The sequence below is a fragment of the Brevibacillus fluminis genome (assembly GCF_052072235.1).
GTDB classification, from domain to species: Bacteria; Bacillota; Bacilli; order Brevibacillales; family Brevibacillaceae; genus Brevibacillus_D; species Brevibacillus_D fluminis_A.
This window is the reverse complement of sequence record NZ_CM125436.1, coordinates 4143364-4159971: the sequence shown is the minus strand read 5'-3', so window position 1 is coordinate 4159971 and position 16608 is coordinate 4143364. Positions and strand designations below refer to the sequence as shown.

The 16608-nt window shown below is 53.8% G+C and carries 15 protein-coding genes; all 15 read left to right on the top strand.

Annotation, left to right across the window (positions count from 1 at the left end):
• Positions 1 to 33: 33 nt before the first annotated feature.
• From ACTID9_RS20670 to ACTID9_RS20600, 15 genes are read left to right on the top strand one after another with little or no spacing between them, the layout of a single operon-like run.
• Complete coding sequence (locus ACTID9_RS20670) at positions 34 to 807, top strand: YveK family protein (protein ID WP_441066764.1); 774 nt, start codon at positions 34 to 36, stop codon at positions 805 to 807.
• On the top strand, positions 764 to 1429 hold the full coding sequence (locus tag ACTID9_RS20665) for a CpsD/CapB family tyrosine-protein kinase (RefSeq protein WP_441066763.1): 666 nt from the start codon (positions 764 to 766) through the stop codon (positions 1427 to 1429). The genes ACTID9_RS20670 and ACTID9_RS20665 overlap by 44 nt, the downstream gene beginning before the upstream one ends.
• A gap of 25 nt (positions 1430 to 1454) precedes the next feature.
• Complete coding sequence (locus tag ACTID9_RS20660; RefSeq protein WP_441066762.1) at positions 1455 to 2240, top strand: tyrosine-protein phosphatase; 786 nt, start codon at positions 1455 to 1457, stop codon at positions 2238 to 2240.
• A gap of 7 nt (positions 2241 to 2247) precedes the next feature.
• On the top strand, positions 2248 to 3657 hold the full coding sequence (locus ACTID9_RS20655; RefSeq protein WP_441066761.1) for a UDP-glucose dehydrogenase family protein: 1410 nt from the start codon (positions 2248 to 2250) through the stop codon (positions 3655 to 3657).
• Positions 3615 to 4589 (top strand): NAD-dependent epimerase/dehydratase family protein, encoded by a 975-nt coding sequence (locus ACTID9_RS20650; RefSeq protein ID WP_441066760.1) that lies wholly within the window; start codon positions 3615 to 3617, stop codon positions 4587 to 4589. The genes ACTID9_RS20655 and ACTID9_RS20650 overlap by 43 nt, the downstream gene beginning before the upstream one ends.
• The gene (locus tag ACTID9_RS20645; RefSeq protein WP_441066759.1) at positions 4574 to 5866 is read left to right on the top strand and encodes a lipopolysaccharide biosynthesis protein; all 1293 of its coding nucleotides are present in this window, start codon (positions 4574 to 4576) and stop codon (positions 5864 to 5866) included. Before ACTID9_RS20650 ends, ACTID9_RS20645 begins: the two co-directional genes overlap by 16 nt.
• Before the next feature lie 50 nt (positions 5867 to 5916).
• Entirely contained in the window at positions 5917 to 7062 is a 1146-nt protein-coding gene (locus ACTID9_RS20640; RefSeq protein WP_441066758.1) for a glycosyltransferase, read from the top strand.
• Positions 7059 to 8420: a hypothetical protein gene (locus ACTID9_RS20635; RefSeq protein WP_441066757.1), complete on the top strand. Its 1362-nt coding sequence runs from the start codon at positions 7059 to 7061 to the stop codon at positions 8418 to 8420. The genes ACTID9_RS20640 and ACTID9_RS20635 overlap by 4 nt, the downstream gene beginning before the upstream one ends.
• A complete protein-coding gene (locus ACTID9_RS20630; RefSeq protein WP_441066756.1) occupies positions 8417 to 9583 on the top strand; it encodes a glycosyltransferase in 1167 nt (388 codons plus the stop codon). Before ACTID9_RS20635 ends, ACTID9_RS20630 begins: the two co-directional genes overlap by 4 nt.
• Positions 9584 to 9622: 39 nt before the next feature.
• Positions 9623 to 10771 carry a glycosyltransferase family 4 protein gene (locus tag ACTID9_RS20625; protein ID WP_441066755.1) on the top strand — a complete coding sequence of 383 codons (1149 nt, stop codon included), beginning with the start codon at positions 9623 to 9625 and terminating at the stop codon, positions 10769 to 10771.
• 6 nt (positions 10772 to 10777) lie between these two features.
• Positions 10778 to 11926 carry a DegT/DnrJ/EryC1/StrS family aminotransferase gene (locus ACTID9_RS20620; RefSeq protein WP_441066754.1) on the top strand — a complete coding sequence of 383 codons (1149 nt, stop codon included), beginning with the start codon at positions 10778 to 10780 and terminating at the stop codon, positions 11924 to 11926.
• Between the two features lie 4 nt (positions 11927 to 11930).
• The gene (locus tag ACTID9_RS20615; protein ID WP_441066753.1) at positions 11931 to 12539 is read left to right on the top strand and encodes a sugar transferase; all 609 of its coding nucleotides are present in this window, start codon (positions 11931 to 11933) and stop codon (positions 12537 to 12539) included.
• Positions 12540 to 12587: 48 nt separating this feature from the next.
• Positions 12588 to 14552 (top strand): polysaccharide biosynthesis protein, encoded by a 1965-nt coding sequence (locus ACTID9_RS20610; RefSeq protein WP_441066752.1) that lies wholly within the window; start codon positions 12588 to 12590, stop codon positions 14550 to 14552.
• A gap of 16 nt (positions 14553 to 14568) precedes the next feature.
• Positions 14569 to 15459, top strand: a complete 891-nt coding sequence (gene galU, locus ACTID9_RS20605) for a UTP--glucose-1-phosphate uridylyltransferase GalU (RefSeq protein WP_441066751.1) — start codon at positions 14569 to 14571, stop codon at positions 15457 to 15459.
• Between the two features lie 41 nt (positions 15460 to 15500).
• Positions 15501 to 16601, top strand: a complete 1101-nt coding sequence (locus ACTID9_RS20600) for an LCP family protein (RefSeq protein ID WP_441066750.1) — start codon at positions 15501 to 15503, stop codon at positions 16599 to 16601.
• The last annotated feature ends 7 nt before the right edge of the window (positions 16602 to 16608 follow it).

Below are 16608 nucleotides of genomic sequence, written 5' to 3'. Positions count from 1 at the left end.
AAAAAAGATCGAGATAAAAGGAGTAGCAGAGCTATGGAATCTTTTTTCTTCAGGGATTATGTCAAAGTCCTGTTGCGCAGATGGTTGATGATCGTCATCCTCATCGTTCTTGCGGTATCTGCCACGGGATGCTTCAGCTTTTACATCCTCAAGCCGAAGTATCAGGCAAGCGTCACATTGCTGGTGGAGATTCCGCAGGTGAATAATCAGATTGGCTATGACCAATTGCGCGCGAACCAAATCCTTTTGCGGACCTACGAGGAAATCATCAGAAGCCGCAACATCACAGAGGATGTGATCAAGAAATTAGACCTGCAGATGACATCGGAAGAGTTTTTGAAAAAGATTACCGTCGCATCGCCGGCAGATTCGTTGATCACCTCCATTCAGGTAACAGATGAAGACCCACAGAAAGCGATCCGGATTGCGGATGAGATCGCCCATTCGTTTTCTTCCAATCTCGGCTCCATCATGAACGTGAGAAATGTTTCCATTCTCAATCAAGCCCAACTGGACAGCGAGAAGCCGGTCAGTCCCAAACCCTACTTGAACATGACCATCGCCTTTATCCTTTCGCTATGCGCAGGATGCGCGATCGCGCTTTTCTTTGAAATGTTCGATACTACGATCAAAGAGCAGGCCCAAATCGACGCTGTTCTCAAGCTTCCCGTTCTTGGAGTCATTCCGGAGATCAAGTCGAAAAAAATGAAAAACGCGCGACAAAAAGAGAGAAGCTTTTTGATGGAAGAGAGGGGGAGGCAAAATGAAACAAGCGAAAGCGCCTGTCAAGTTAATATGCCTTCATGAGCCAAAGTCTCCCGCTGCTGAAGCGTACCGCACGCTCAGAACCAATATCCAGTTTGCCGGACTGAACCGAAAAATCAAAACTTTGATGGTGGCGAGCGCAGGGCCGGGCGAAGGAAAAACGACGACCATCGCGAATTTGGCTGTTGTCATGGCGATGACAGGCAAACGGACGATCCTGGTCGATACGGATTTGCGCCGTCCAACCGTGCATCGCGCTTTCCAGCTCACAAACCGTGTCGGACTGACCAATTACTTGACCAGGCAAGCCCGGTTTCCCGAAATCATCCACACGATACCGGAGATCCATTTGGATGTGATCACGTCAGGGCCAACGCCTCCCAATCCTACCGAGTTCATCCAATCCAATGCGATGCAGTCGCTCGTTCATGAACTTGGCCGGCTTTACGATATCGTCCTGTTCGATGCACCGCCGATTTTGCCCGTTACAGATGGACAACTTCTCGCCAGCTATGTAGATGCGGTCCTTTTGGTATTGCGGGCCAGTAAAGTGTTGCAGACAAATGCGGAGCGGATGAAAAGCTTGCTCGACCATGTCGGCGCAAATGTGATCGGCACTGTGCTCAACAACAAAAAGATGGATACCAACGTGTATCATTACTAACTTTATCCATTGCGGGTGATGACCGATGATTGACTTGCACTGCCACATTTTGCCTGCCCTCGATGATGGCGCCAGCTCCTGGGACGAAGCCGTTGAGATGGCGCGGCATGCGTCTGCAGACGGGATCACGGATATCGTGGCCACTCCGCATACGCATAACGGGATCTATGTGAATCATCGTGATGACATCGTACCCAAGGTGCTCGAACTCCAGCAGCGGCTCGATCAACGGGGCATTGCGATCCAGCTGCATGCAGGGGCCGAGATTCATATGCATCTGGACCTCGTTGACCGTATCCTGTCAGGCGAAAGCCTCAGCCTGGCTGACGAGAGAAAATACGTCATGATTGAAATGCCCAGCCACCATCTGCCGATGTTCGCCGATGACATGCTGTACGAGCTTTCCACGCGAGGGATTACGCCAATCATCTGCCATCCGGAACGAAACAGCTATTTGCAAGAACATGCGGAACGGCTGGTGAAATGGATCTACCAAGGTGCCGTCATGCAAGTCACTGCCGCGAGCGTGATCGGATTGCGGGGATGGCGGATCAGACGGCTGACAGATACGATGTTCCGGCACAATTTGGTGCATATCATCGCAAGCGACGGACACAACATGGCGGGACGCAAACCGGAGCTGGCGGCGGCTTACACCTATTTGCGAAAGCACCATCCGGACGTGAGCGACATGCTTCTCACCAACGCAGAATTGATCCTGCGGGGCCAGCCATGCATCGTTTGGGAACCGGCGGAACCGCCGAAAAGGCGAACACTGTTTTTTCTACCAACCATATTGAGAAGAAGGTGATCGGACTTTGAATGTAATCATTATCGGCAGCGGCTATGTAGGGTTGACGACGGGGAGCGCACTCGCTTACATCGGGCACAACGTGACATTGATTGACAAAGATGACGACAAAATCAAGTGTTTGAACAGCGGGAACGTCCCGATTCGCGAACGGGGGCTAAAGGAGCTTTTGAACGAAGCTCGCGCCACAATCAGATTCACGTCCGATTGGGACGATTTCGATCAGCAAGCGGATGTCGTGATCATTGCGGTCGGAACACCGAGCAAAGAAAACGGCGACGCTGACCTGACCCACGTCGAAGAGGTCGCCGCCATCATCGGCCAGCGTCTCTCGAAAGGCGCATACCCGGTGATCGTGAACAAATCGACGGTTCCGGTCGGGACCGCCAGACGAGTCGGCTCGATCATCGAGCAGACGCTGCGGCGCAGAGGCATCTTCCAGAACGTGCACGTCGCCTCGAACCCGGAATTTTTGCGGGAAGGGGAGGCGTTGTTCGATACATTTTATCCGGATCGCATCGTGATCGGGGTCGAGTCGCAGGCTGCTGGGGACGTGCTCAGGCGCCTGTACCAGCCGCTGATTGCGCAGGACTTTATTCCGCCGCAAGGGTTGCCGCGCCCCGAGCGTTTTGCTGAGCCCACCTTTTTTTCTACCGATCAGGCAAGTGCGGAACTGATCAAATACGCCGCGAATGCATTCCTGGCGATGAAAATTTCGTTCATCAACGAATTCGCCAACCTTGCTGAAAAAGTCGGGGCGGACATCGCGGAAGTGGCAAAAGGCATGGGCTTGGATAAACGGATTGGCCCGCGCTATCTGCAGGCAGGCATCGGGTGGGGCGGCAGCTGCTTTGGGAAGGACACGAGAGCCATTTTGCATACAGGTCGCCAGTATGACTGCGAAATGCGCCTTGTACAAGCGACGATCGACAGCAATGAGCGGCAGCGCGAGCAGGTGGTCCGCAAGCTGAAGGAGCATATGAAAGCGCTGCGGGGGAGGACGATCGGCATTCTCGGCTTATCGTTTAAGCCCAATACAGATGATTTGCGCGATTCACCCGCGATTGCGATCATCCGCCACTTAAACGAGCTGGGCGCACACGTAAAGGCGTATGACCCGATGACCATGCGAAAATGCCAGGACGCGCATCCGGAGCTTTTCGTCGAGTATTGCGAGACGGCGGAGGATCTCTTTGAAAATTGCCATGCGGTCGTATTGGCGACCGAGCTGGAGGAGTTCCGCCATTTGCCGTATGACAAGCTCGGAAAAAAAATGAAGAGACGCTTTCTGCTTGATGGACGGAATGTCCTGGATGAAAGCGCACTAACGCAAGCGGGTTTCATTTACAGGGGGATAGGCAGGTGCTATGAGTCATGGGAAGAAGAGTCCTCATCACAGGCGGCGCAGGGTTTATAGGGAGCCATTTGGCAGATGATCTCCTGCGCCAGGGAGATGAAGTGGTTGCCGTTGATAATTTTGATCCTTTCTATGAGCGGGAAAGAAAAGAGCGCAATCTGAGAAACCAACGCGATTATCGCAACTACACGTTCATCGAAGCGGATATTCGCGACGGCGAGAGGATGGCGTGCATACTATCCGATCAGCGGCCGGAGATCGTCGTGCATCTGGCTGCGAAGGCCGGGGTGCGGCCGTCCTTGCTGGACCCGAGAGGCTACGTGGAAACGAATGTGAACGGCACGTTGAATATGCTGGAGGCAAGCGTGCATACCGGTGTGAAAAAGTTCATTTTCGGATCAAGCAGCTCGGTGTATGGCGATTCGCCCCATACGCCGTTTTCTGAAGCGGAACACCCCCGGCCGCTCTCTCCTTATGCCGCCACCAAAGTGGCCGGCGAGGCACTGTGCAGAAGCTATGCGAATTGCTACAAGCTGCCAACCGTGTCTTTACGCTTTTTTACAGTTTATGGCCCGCGCCAGCGTCCCGATTTGGCGATTCATACCTTCGCTTCCAAAATCAGCAGCGGTGAAAAAATTACGCTGTTTGGCGACGGAAAGAGCAGCCGCGATTATACGTATGTGAGCGACGTCATCGCCGGGATTACGGGCGCCATGGCATTTGATGGGGACTGTCTGTACGAAACCTTCAACCTGGGCAGCGACAGACCGGTACTGCTTTTGGACGTAGTCAGCGGCCTGGAGGAGGAGCTGGGGCGAAAAGCGGCATTTGACTGGCTGCCGATTCAAAAAGGAGATGTCCCTTACACGTGGGCGGATTTATCCAAATCAAGAGAATGGCTGCGGTACGAGCCAAAGACCGAGTTTCAGACCGGCTTGCGGCGCTTTGTAGAATGGTTCCGTTCGGGTGAATCGGCATGGAACGAATCCTGACGCTCTTCTCCGGCCATTTTGTGCGAAATGTATTCATCCTGATGACAGGAAGCGCATTTTCGCAATTGCTGCTGATCGCAGCGTCTCCCGTCATCAGCCGCATGTATAACGCGTCGACTTTTGGGATTTTCGGCATTTTTACCGCGATCATTTCGGTCCTTAGCGTCATCATCTGCTTGCGCTACGAGCAGACGATCGTGCTGCCGGAGAAGGAAGAAGATGCAGCAGCGTTGACCGCGCTTGCGCTAAGCATTGTCGGCGCATGTACGGCGCTTGTCCTGCTGATCGTCGTTTTTGCCCGCGGGTACCTCGCGACCTTGTTTCGAGTGCCCGAGTCCCTGTTTTGGTGGGTGCCGCCTAGCATCCTGTTGCTGGGAATCTCGCAAATCATGCGGTATTGGAATACGCGGAAGCAGCAATTCGGATTTTTGTCCATCACCGAAATGTCACGGTCGCTGACCACGATTGCGGTGCAGCTGCTGGCCAACTTTTCGGGTGTGTACGGGCTGATCGGCGGCAAAGTTTCGGGCGATGCCGTAAACGCATTGCAATCGATGGGAAAGTACCTCCAAACACAAAGGCAGGCTGTCAAATCTTCTTTTTCGCCCCAGCAGATGATGGCACTGGCCAAACAATATGCCAGCTTTCCGCTCTACGGCACTCCGCAAGCACTGTTCAATTCGCTGTCACAGCAGCTGCCCATTTTTTTGTTGACGTTTTTTTTCGGCGTGGAGATGGCGGGGTTTTACGCCCTGACGTACCGGGTCCTTATTACCCCGATCTACTTTGTGTCCGAGCCTGTCCAGCAAGTGTTTCTTCAAAAGGCGTCCGAGCTGCATAACGGCGGGAACAGCATGTTTCCTTACTTTGTCCGTTTGACCCTCCTCCTGCTGGCAATCGCCATCGTGCCATGCTTGATCGTCATTTTGTATGGTGAATCACTCTTTCATCTCGTCTTTGGCGAGCATTGGATGATGGCGGGTACGTTTTCCAGCGTATTGGTTCTCTGGGTGCTGACGAGCTTCATCAACGTCCCGAGCACGACGGCACTGACGGTCTACCATCTGAACAAATTTGCGCTCATTTTTGGGATCGTGTCGAATGTGCTGCGCGCGCTGTCCATCATCATGGGCGGGTATTTTCACGATGTCATGCTTTCCTTGCTGCTATACTCGCTTACCGGCGCAGTTGCAAACGTGTTTTTGATTCTGTATGCGGGGAGAATCATCGTTCGGAAAGGGCGGGAGTACGGCAAAGCGGAACCTGACGTCACTTGAAACAGGGAGGCAGGGATGTCCTGCCAAGCGATCGGAAAGGAGCTGTCATCTTGCGAAACGAACTGACCAGCATCTCTATCTTTTTGCCGAACCTGGCCGGTGGCGGCGCCGAGCGCATGATGCTGAATTTGGCGGAGGGCTTCATTGCGCAAGGTATACAAGTGGATTTTATCGTGGCCAAAAGAGAGGGAGCGTACAAAGACCAGTATGAGGGGAAAATTCGGTTTATCGATCTGAATGCCAGTCGCGTGCTGTGGGCGATTCCCAAATTGATGGCGTACCTGAAAAAAAAGCGGCCCTCCGTTTTTTTGACGACGCTGGATCATGCCAATGTAGCGGCCCTGCTTGCCAAGCGGCTGTCCCGCGTTCCGACCAGCATCGTAATCAGGGAGGCAAATACGCTCTCAAGCGTGACCGGACACACAGGAAGCATGAAGGAAAAACTGCTGCCATTTTTGATCAAGCGGCTCTACAAACATGCAGACGGGATTATTTCCGTCTCTGCCGGCGTCGCTCAAGATTTGGCGTCGCACGCTGGCATTCCGCTGGAAAAGATTCACGTCATCTATAATCCGGTGGTCAATGCCGATTTGCTGGAAAAAGCGGAAGAACACAATGACCATCCCTGGCTGCGTGAAGGAGAGCCGCCTGTCCTTTTGGCGGCGGGGAGACTTACGAAGCAAAAAGACTTTCCCACGCTAGTGAAAGCGTTCGCCATGCTGCGTGCCGAGGCGCAGGCAAGACTGATCATTTTAGGGGAAGGCGAGGAGCGCCAAACATTGGAAAAGCTTTGCGTGGAACTTGGCGTACGAGAGGATGTCGATTTGCCAGGCTTTGTGCAAAACCCGTTCTCCTATATGTCCAGAGCGAGCGCGTTCGTTCTTTCGTCGACATGGGAAGGGCTGCCCGGCGCATTAATCCAAGCCATGGCATGCGGCTGTACGGTCGTCAGCACGGATTGCCCAAGCGGTCCGGATGAAATTTTGAATGGCGGCACGTTCGGGATACTGGTGCCGCCGGGCGATGCGGGCAGTTTGGCTGCCGGTATGGCGGAAGCGCTCCGCAATCCGTTTCCGTCATCGCTCTTGAAGGAGCGGGCGGCCGCCTTTTCAGCCGGGACCATCACCGAGCAGTATGCGGACCTGCTTGTACACGTGTCTTCGAAAGGAAGCGGGCTGCAGAGGACGACGGTATGACAGGGGTTCTCCTCTTTTTTTCCGTCTTTTCCTTGTTCATGATCAGTCTGGAAATCATGCGCGTCAGCCGAATGAAACGGGCAGACTATTTGACCTTGATTACGCTGGTGTTCATTCTCTTTTTCGGCGTTGCGCCAATTCTTTGGTACTGGGCTGTTGAAAACCGCGTGCCCCATTACTGGGGCGTCTATGGCGATTTCGCGGAGGAAAGCTTTCTCATCATCCTGGTCTGTTTGGTGACGGCCTTTTTTTTCGCGATGCGGCTCGGCTGGTCGATCGGCACTTATTTCTGTGTCCGCCGCCAGCCCCAACCGCTGGCTGATGAAACCTTCTGCATCAAAAACATCACCGTTCCGGCATGGGTGCTCTTTTTCCTCTCGTTTGTCTCCTATTATCTCTACACCAAAGCGTACGGAGGTTTTATCGGCATTTTTCACTATACGACCGCGATCCGCGGCGGCTGGATCGATGTGGAAAATTCATGGTCGTTTCTCCAGCGGTTCGGCGGGCTGTCCATGTTTTCTTCCTATCTTTTCTACTGCGGGCTTATGTACCAGGCTCCGCGCTTCCGCAAGCCCGTGCATTTGTGGGCAGGCTTCGCAGTGTCGTTTCTCTTTTCCATCTATGTTTTGCTGACATGGGAAGGCAGACTGGGCCTTGCTACCTACATTCTCACCTTTTTTTTAACCCGCATGATCAACAATCCGAAAGACACGCGCATGTGGAAAACGGCCGGATTATTCACTACGTTTGGAATTTTGCTTTACTACAGCCGTTCCGCCATCGCGCTTGCGAAAGACGCCCTCTTGGGAAGCACAGCAGCCGAGCAAAGCCATCTGGCCCAGTTTGACATTTTCGATTTTTATTTGAAAGAGTTCTCGTTTCCGCTTGTATCCATCTACACGTCTGTAAAAGAAACGTACCACGGCTTCTTTTCAACACGGTTGTTTCTCGACTATCCGACCGCTGTTCTCTATTTGATCCCCAAAAGCTGGATGCCGCCGATTCCTGACAAAATCTCAACGATCAATACGCATTTCATTGACCCTGGGTTCGTCGGGGAAATTCCAACGGACATGATCTCTCTTGGTGTCTACAATCTGGGCGTGTTTGGCGCACCGGTGCTCGCGGTCTTGTTCGGCATCTTTGCGAGAGTGCTCCAGCATCAAATGACGAAAATTTATCCCAGTTCGCTCCGAGCGATTATGACCGTTGTGTTTGGGTTATGGATCGCAAAGTCGGTCATCTATAACGATCCGGTCAATATGCTGATGGCCGTTTTCTATATCGCAGCTGGCGGCGGGATCACGTGGGTCTACATGAAGCTGCGCCCTGCAGCGAGGAGGAGTTATTTGTGAGGAAAGAGGCCAGACCGTTTCGTCTCGCATTGGTCACAACCGGCCTTACGTATGGAGGTGCTGAAACGCAGGTTGTCAATTTGGCGATCGCGTTTAAGCGGCGCGGCTGGGAGGTCATGGTGGTGACGTTGATCCCGCCGCTTGCATATGTGGAGGAATTGTCCGAGAACGGGATACCGGTAGAGTCGCTCAACATGTCGCGCGGGGTTCCCGACCCGCGGGCGATTTTTCGATTGGCTCGGCTGCTGCGGAAATGGCGGCCATCCGTCGTGCACAGCCATATGGTACATGCCAATCTGCTCGCGCGCATCGCGAGGCCGATCGCGGGCGTGCCTGTGCTCATTTCCACTGCCCATAACATCAAGGAGGGGGGGAAGTGGCGGGAATGGGCCTACCGACTCACCGAGTGGCTGTGCGATTTGACGACAAACGTCAGCCAGGCTGCGGTTGAGCGCTATGTCCGCGTAGGAGCTGCATCGGCGCACAAAATCGAGTTTATGCCAAACGGGGTTGATGTGGACAAATTCGCGCCGGATGATGCGGGGCGACAACTGGCGAGGAAACTGCACGATGTCGAGAGCAGCTATGTTTGGCTTGCGGTCGGCCGGCTGGAGCCGGAAAAAAATTACCCGCTGATGCTGGAGGCATTTTCGCGGATCACGACACGATTTCCTAGCGCTGTGCTTTTGATTGTGGGGCAAGGGAAGCTAAGACAGGAGCTGGAGAGGATCGCCGCTGAACTGGGCCTTGAGCGGCACGTACGATTTTTGGGTGTGAGAAAAGACATCCCCCTTCTAATGAAGGCGGCAGATGCATATGTATTATCCTCAGATTGGGAGGGGATGCCGATCGTCCTGCTAGAGGCATCAGCTAGCGCATTGCCCTGTGTGGCAACCAGAGTCGGCGGCAATCATGAGGTGATTCTGCATGGGAGAAGCGGACGATTGACGCAGCCGGGCGATGCGGAAAGTCTAGCAAAGTCGATGATGAGGCTGATGGAATTGCCGGAGGATGCCCGAAACAGGATGAAACAAGCTGCCAGGAATCATGTCGTGGATTGCTATGACCTCACGCTGGTTGCGGATCGTTGGGAAATCATGTATCGCCGATTGATGAAGGCCAAAAACATCCTCCCTGTGGGCGAGATGGCGATGGATTCCTAGGAACAGTCGAACGCGAATTTCCGCAGAAGGAGAATGAATGTGAAAATTGTCCAGATCATCACACGCTCGGAAGTCATTGGGGGGGCACATGTCCATGTGCTGGACATCGCAAAGCATTTGGTGAAAAAGGGCAACGAGGTCATCATCTATGCAGGAGGAGAAGGCCCGTTCACCGAGGAGATCGGCAAGCTCAATCTTCCCTATCGGGCACTGGCTCATTTGGTACGACCGATCTCCGTAACGAAAGATTGGCAAGCGTTTTGGGAAATTCGCGAAGCATTGCAAAGAGACAACCCCCAACTTGTCGCCACCCACTCCTCAAAGGCAGGGCTGCTCGGCAGGCTTGCGGCAAGGTCGCTCGGCATCCCGGCGATTTTCACCGCGCATGGGTGGGCATTCACGGAAGGGGTGCCGCCCCGCAGGAGGTTGTTTTACCGGATGGTGGAGAGGCTGGCAGCGCCTTTTGCCACGAGGATCATCACGGTTAGCGAGTATGATCGCGAGCTGGCGCTGCGCTATCGCGTCGGTTCGCAGCGCAAGGTCGTCACGGTGCATAACGGGGTGGACGGGATCGATCGCGGGCTGCTAGCAGACCCTGGCCGCGAGCAGGTGCGGCTGATCATGATTGCGAGGTTTGAAGAACAAAAAGACCATCGCACGCTGCTCACCGCATTGTCGCCATTGCGCCACCTCCCGTGGGAATTGGATTTGGTCGGGGACGGTCCGCTGCTCGCACCGATGAAGCAATTGGCCGCAGAGTTGGGACTTGGCGGCAAGGTTCACTTTTACGGAGCAAGGCGCGACATCCCCGAGCGGTTGGCGAAAGCGCAAATCTTTTTGCTCATCTCCAAGTGGGAAGGATTTCCGCTCAGCATTTTAGAGGCGATGCGCGCAGGCTTGCCCGTCATCGCGTCTTCGGTAGGAGGAGTTTCGGAAGCGATCGTCGAGGGGGTGACCGGCTGCTTGATTCCCCAGCAAGATGCCCGCACGCTGCAAGAAAAGCTGGAACGGCTGCTGCTGAACCCTGATCTGCGGAAAAGCATGGGAAAAGCCGGCATGCAGCTCTATCAAGAGCAATTCACGGTTGACATGATGATGAAGAAAATGATTGACGTCTATGAAGACGCATTGGGACGCTCAAGCCAGCTTCAACATGCGGGCACGGCCATTAACGAAAAGAGGATGTGAACACAAGTGAAAGTACCATATGCTCTCCCGTATATCGGTGAGGAGGAAATTCAGGAAGTCGTCTCCGCCCTTCGGTCCAACTGGCTCAGCAAAGGCCCGAAAACGCTGGAATTCGAAAAAGCTTTTTCATCGCTCGTGGACAGCGCTCACGCGATCGGGCTCAGCTCGTGCACGGCAGGCCTGCATATCGCACAAGTGGTTTCCGGAGTGGGGCCAGGCGATGAAGTGATCACGACGCCGTACACCTTCGTCGCCACGGTGAATACCATTCTCCATTGCGGGGCGAAGCCGGTTTTCGCCGATATTGATCCCGTCACCTTGAATATCGATCCGGAGCAAGTTGAGCGTATGATCACGCCGAAAACGAAAGCGATCATCCCGGTTCATTTTGCCGGATACCCGTGCGACATGCGGCCGCTGCTCGCGCTTGCGGACAAATACAAGCTGACGGTCATCGAGGATGCTGCCCATGCCGTGTATACCCAATATCATGGAAAACCGGTCGGAAGCATAAGCGAACTGACATGCTTCAGCTTCTACGCTACGAAAAACCTCTCAACCGGCGAAGGCGGGATGGTCACCACGAACAATCCGGAATTGGCGGACAAACTCAAAGCCTACAGCTTGCACGGCATGAGCAAGGATGCATGGAACCGCTATTCGGACAAGGGAAGCTGGTTCTACGAGGTGCGTTACCCCGGCTTCAAATACAACATGACCGATCTGCAGGCGGCGCTCGGATTGCGGCAATTGGAGCGACTTGCGCATATGCAGCAAATCCGCATGACGTATGCGCACGCCTATCTCGATGCGTTTTCCCAGCTGGAAGAGCTTGTTCTTCCTGTCGATTCGCCAGAGCACCGGCATGCGTGGCATCTGTTTTTTATCCGGATTAGGCAAGGCGCGCTGACAATCACGCGGGATGAATTCATCGACCTGCTGAAGGAAGAGGGGATCGGCACCAGCGTGCATTTTATCCCCGTTCCTCTTCATCCGTACTATCAGCAGGCGGGATATCGGATCGAGGATTATCCAGTCGCCAAGGAAGCATATGAGGGAGTGATTTCGCTGCCGCTTTATCCGGGCATGACGGTCGAACAGGTGAATTACGTCATCGATGCTGTGGTCGGCATTGTGAAGAAGTACCGGAGATAGGGCGATGAACAGAGCCTATTTCATGATGAAACGAATGATCGATGTCATTCTCGCAGGGGCAGGCGTCTTGCTGATCAGCCCGATCTTGCTGGTGATCGCTCTGTGGATCAAGGCAGATTCGGCGGGGCCAATCCTGTTTCGCCAGCAAAGAGTGGGCCGTCACGGAAGGCTGTTCTGGATCTACAAATTCCGTACGATGGTCCATGCCGGGTCCGGCAATCAAAAGCTGCTGACGATCGGCCGCGATCCGCGAATCACGCGCAGCGGGGCAATCCTGCGAAAATACAAGCTGGATGAGCTTCCACAGCTTTTCAATGTGCTGAAGGGGGAGATGAGTCTGGTTGGGCCAAGGCCCGAGGTTCCTTATTACGTGAGGTACTATACGGACAGCCAGCGGAAAGTGCTTCAGGTGAAGCCCGGCATTACCGATTGGGCTTCCATCAAGTACAAAGACGAGAGCTTGCTGCTCGATCAGGCGGATGAACCCGAGGACACCTATATCAAGCACATCATGCCGGACAAATTACAGTTGAATTTGCGTTACATCAACGAGGCATCCATTTTCAAAGATATCCAGATCATCCTCCAAACGATGCTGAAAATATGCAAGTGACCCGTATTGCAACACATGGCATCTGGTGAGAAAAGGTGAGGAAAACATATGGATTACCGGAAACGAATGTGGATTCTTGGCGGTTTGGATGTGTGCACGGTCGCGGCTGCGGTAATTCTCGCCTATGCGCTCCGCTTTGACGTCCACATTCCGCCTGACTATGTGGCCAGCCTGCTGGTGTCGATCCTCGCAAATAGTCTCCTGACGGTTATCCTCTTGCGAAAATACAAAATGTACCGGAGAGTCTTGCGGTATGCGAGCGTAGGAGAGCTGTTGGCCATCGTCAAATCGGTGGCGCTTGCAAAGATCAGCATCTTTTTGCTGGATTTGATCTTCGATGTGTTTTTTCCGCAGCTCCACAGTCCGTTGTCAACCGAGCTTATCTCCTTCTTTCTGATCATCATCGGGATTGGGGGCACGCGGATCTTTTGGCGGATCTACTCGAACGCGTTCCTGCGGGCCAAAACGGATCGGACGAGCAAAAACGTGTTGATCATCGGGGCTGGCAACGCGGGAACACTGGTCGCGAAAGAATTGCTGCAATCGCCTGATTCCGGGCTGGTCCCGGTCGGGTTCATCGATGACAACAGCAAAAAGCACAATTTGCACATCCTCGGATTGCCGGTCTTCGGATCGAGACAGCTGATCAAAGACTTGGTAATCCGGCATGCCATCACCCATATCGTGATCGCCATGCCGTCCGCACCCAAGAAAGAAATCGCCGCGATCATCGAGGTATGCAAGCATACGAACGCCAGCATCAAACTATTGCCCAGCGTATCAGACGTTGTCAATGAAAAGGTTACCATTCAAGCAATCCGCGATGTCCGGATCGAAGACTTGCTCGGCAGGGAGGCGATCACGATGGACCTGTCGGAAATCGCCGGCTATTTGCAAGACCAAGTCATTTTGGTGACCGGTGCCGGCGGATCGATCGGTTCGGAATTGTGTCGGCAAATCAGCAGGTTCCGCCCGAAAAAGCTGCTTTTGCTTGGGCGCGGGGAGAACAGCATCCATGAGATTGAGCAGGAGCTGGTGAGCGGGCGCTTGCGCAAGCAGCAGATCGAAACGATCATCGCGGACATTCGGGACCAGGGCAGGATGTGGGACGTGTTCGAGCAGCATCGGCCATCGGTTGTCTTCCATGCCGCAGCGCACAAGCATGTCCCGCTCATGGAGCAGAACCCGCTGGAGGCAGTGAAAAACAACATTTTCGGGACAAAAAATGTTGCGGAGTGCGCGCATCAGTTCGGAGTTTCCAAATTCGTCATGATCTCTACCGATAAAGCGGTCAATCCGACGAGCGTGATGGGTACGACCAAATGCATCGCCGAGATGATCATTCAGGGCCTCGATCGGATCAGCCAAACCAAATTCGTCACCGTTCGCTTCGGCAATGTGCTGGGGAGCCGCGGGAGCGTCGTGCCGATTTTTAAAAAGCAAATCAAGAACGGCGGACCGGTTACGGTGACGCATCCGGAGATGGAGCGATTTTTCATGACCATTCCGGAGGCGGTGCAGCTTGTCATACAGGCGGGAGCGTTCGCCGATGGCGGGGAAATCTTCATTCTCGATATGGGGCAGCCCATCCGTATCGACAAGCTGGCCCGCGACCTGATCCGCTTGTCGGGATTGGTGCTCGACGAAGACATCCACATTCAATATACCGGCATGCGCCCCGGAGAAAAATTGTTTGAAGAGCTGTTCACCATGGAAGAAGGCTTGACGGCGACGAAGCACGACCGTATTTTCATCAGCAACTCGCTTGCGTTTTCCTGGAACGGCCTGATGCAATCGCTGTTTGAACTCGAATTGATCGCCTTTCGCAAAGGGAGCATTCGTCAGGAGGAGATCATCGCACAGCTGAAAAAAATCGTTCCGACCTACGTGGTCATCCAGCCATCTCCCCCGATCTATCAGAACGCGGAGATTGCTGCGATCGACAGCGTCAAACCGAGCGAAAAGATGCGTGTGGCAATCAGCGGAGCGCAGCCGATGGGGTTGACGAAATAATGAAGGAGATGGCGTCATGAAAGTGAGCAAAGCGATTATACCTGCAGCCGGATTAGGGACGAGATTTCTGCCCGCCACAAAAGCCCAGCCAAAAGAAATGCTGCCGATTGTCGATAAGCCGACGATTCAATATATCGTGGAAGAAGCCATTTCATCAGGCATCGAGGACATCATTATCGTGACCGGACGCGGGAAGCGAGCGATTGAAGATCACTTTGACAAGTCATATGAACTCGAAGCGATTCTGGAAGCGAGCAACAAGCTCGAAGAGCTGAAGGATATGGAGCGGATCAGCAACATGGTGAATATCCATTACATTCGCCAAAAGCAGCCGAGAGGGCTCGGCCATGCGGTCTGGTGCGCGCGGAAATTCATCGGAAACCAGCCGTTCGCCGTGCTGCTGGGGGATGATATCGTAACGTCGGAAATTCCGTGCCTGAGCCAGCTGATGGATATTTTCCATGAGTTTGAGAGCAATGTGATCGGTGTGCAGAAAGTGCCGCTGTCGGATGTAGGCCGCTACGGAATTGTCGGGGGAGAGCCGGTTGCATCCAACAGCCGGGTTTTCCGTGTCCAGGACATGGTGGAAAAGCCTGCCGTGCATGATGCCCCATCGCAGCTGGCGATCATGGGCCGCTATATTTTGCGTCCCGAAATCTTTGACATATTGGAGTATCAAGCACCAGGGGTGAATGGGGAAATCCAGTTGACCGACGCACTGGTGCAGTTAGCCGAGCAGCAGAGCATCATGGCCTATGAATTTGAAGGGAACCGCTATGACGTGGGGAGCAAGCTCGGCTTCATCAAAGCGACCATCGATATTTCACTGTCAAGAAACGACCTGAAAAAAGATGTGATCGGCTTCCTGCTTGACCGCGCAGAAAAACTGACGATTCCGCATAGCTGAAGGCAGAGTCGATGCCATACGGGAACGTGATGAGAGCATGCATGCTGAAGATCAAACAAATCGCGATGATCAAAGGCAAAAAGCTATGGATCGGGATTGGCATCGCCGCCGCGATCGGTGCCGCCGCTAGTTGGGGATATTGGGCATTGGAGCCGAGCCATCATTTCGAGCATGCGCAGATCCCCGTTCTCGCCCAGAGCGGAACGCCTGAAACGAGCGAGCCGGGAACGCCAGGAAGTGATGAAAGCCAGCCGAATCCGGCACCAGCTCCCGCAGCGGCGGCAAACGCGCCGGAGAGGCATACGGATGAGGTCCCCCAATCATTCAACGTCCTGCTGCTCGGGGTGGATACGGAGGAAAGCACGGTCTCCCGCAGCGATGTCATCATGGTGGCGCATATTGTTCCTTCGCTCAAAAAGGTCAACCTGCTGTCGATCCCGCGCGATACCCGCGTGCTCCTTCCGGGGGTCGGGTACACCAAAATCAACCACGCGCACTATTTGGGCGAGCAGGCAGGAGGGAATCACGGGGGAACGGAGAAAGTTGCGGAGACGGTCAGCAGCTTTTTGCAAATTCCCATCAATTACTATGCGAAAACCAATTTTGACGGCTTTCGCCATTTTATCGATGAAATCGGTGGACTTGATATCACGCTGGACAAACCGGTGAAGCTGACATGGGATGAGATGACGATTCCTGCGGGCAAGCAGCATCTGAATGGTGACATGACCTTAAAATTCGTCAGGGAGCGGTACTCGCTCAAAAATGGCGATTTTGACCGGCAGGCCGATCAAGCGCTTGTCCTGAAGGCAATTTTGGAAAAAATGCTGGAATCGCAGACGATTCCCAAAATACCCGCATTGACGGAGCGCGTGTTTCAGGACGTAATCGACACCAATTTCAGCAAAAGCGACATCGTCAGCCTGGCATGGCTTTTCGAAAACATGGACGCAGAAAATATCCGCTACATGCAAATTCCCGGCGGCAGCGGGGTCTTGATGGACCCGCTCGTGAAGCGGGAAGTGTATTACTGGATTCCGAAAAAAGAGAAACTGCGCCAGTTGATCGATGAAAATTTTGGCCGGGACGGCAGTGAGCAAAAAAAATCCCCGGTGTTGCGAATGACCGGGGAAATGCCGTAGGCGATTG

What these genes read in the sequence shown, in the direction of transcription:
- ACTID9_RS20660 (WP_441066762.1), top strand. Translation starts at nt 1,455, where the DNA reads ATGATTGACTTGCACTGCCACATTTTGCCTGCCCTCGATGATGGCGCC.
- ACTID9_RS20645 (WP_441066759.1), top strand. Translation starts at nt 4,574, where the DNA reads ATGGAACGAATCCTGACGCTCTTCTCCGGCCATTTTGTGCGAAATGTA.
- ACTID9_RS20670 (WP_441066764.1), top strand. Translation starts at nt 34, where the DNA reads ATGGAATCTTTTTTCTTCAGGGATTATGTCAAAGTCCTGTTGCGCAGA.
- ACTID9_RS20650 (WP_441066760.1), top strand. Translation starts at nt 3,615, where the DNA reads ATGGGAAGAAGAGTCCTCATCACAGGCGGCGCAGGGTTTATAGGGAGC.
- ACTID9_RS20615 (WP_441066753.1), top strand. Translation starts at nt 11,931, where the DNA reads ATGAACAGAGCCTATTTCATGATGAAACGAATGATCGATGTCATTCTC.
- galU (WP_441066751.1), top strand. Translation starts at nt 14,569, where the DNA reads ATGAAAGTGAGCAAAGCGATTATACCTGCAGCCGGATTAGGGACGAGA.
- ACTID9_RS20600 (WP_441066750.1), top strand. Translation starts at nt 15,501, where the DNA reads ATGCTGAAGATCAAACAAATCGCGATGATCAAAGGCAAAAAGCTATGG.
- ACTID9_RS20635 (WP_441066757.1), top strand. Translation starts at nt 7,059, where the DNA reads ATGACAGGGGTTCTCCTCTTTTTTTCCGTCTTTTCCTTGTTCATGATC.
- ACTID9_RS20665 (WP_441066763.1), top strand. Translation starts at nt 764, where the DNA reads ATGAAACAAGCGAAAGCGCCTGTCAAGTTAATATGCCTTCATGAGCCA.
- ACTID9_RS20610 (WP_441066752.1), top strand. Translation starts at nt 12,588, where the DNA reads ATGGATTACCGGAAACGAATGTGGATTCTTGGCGGTTTGGATGTGTGC.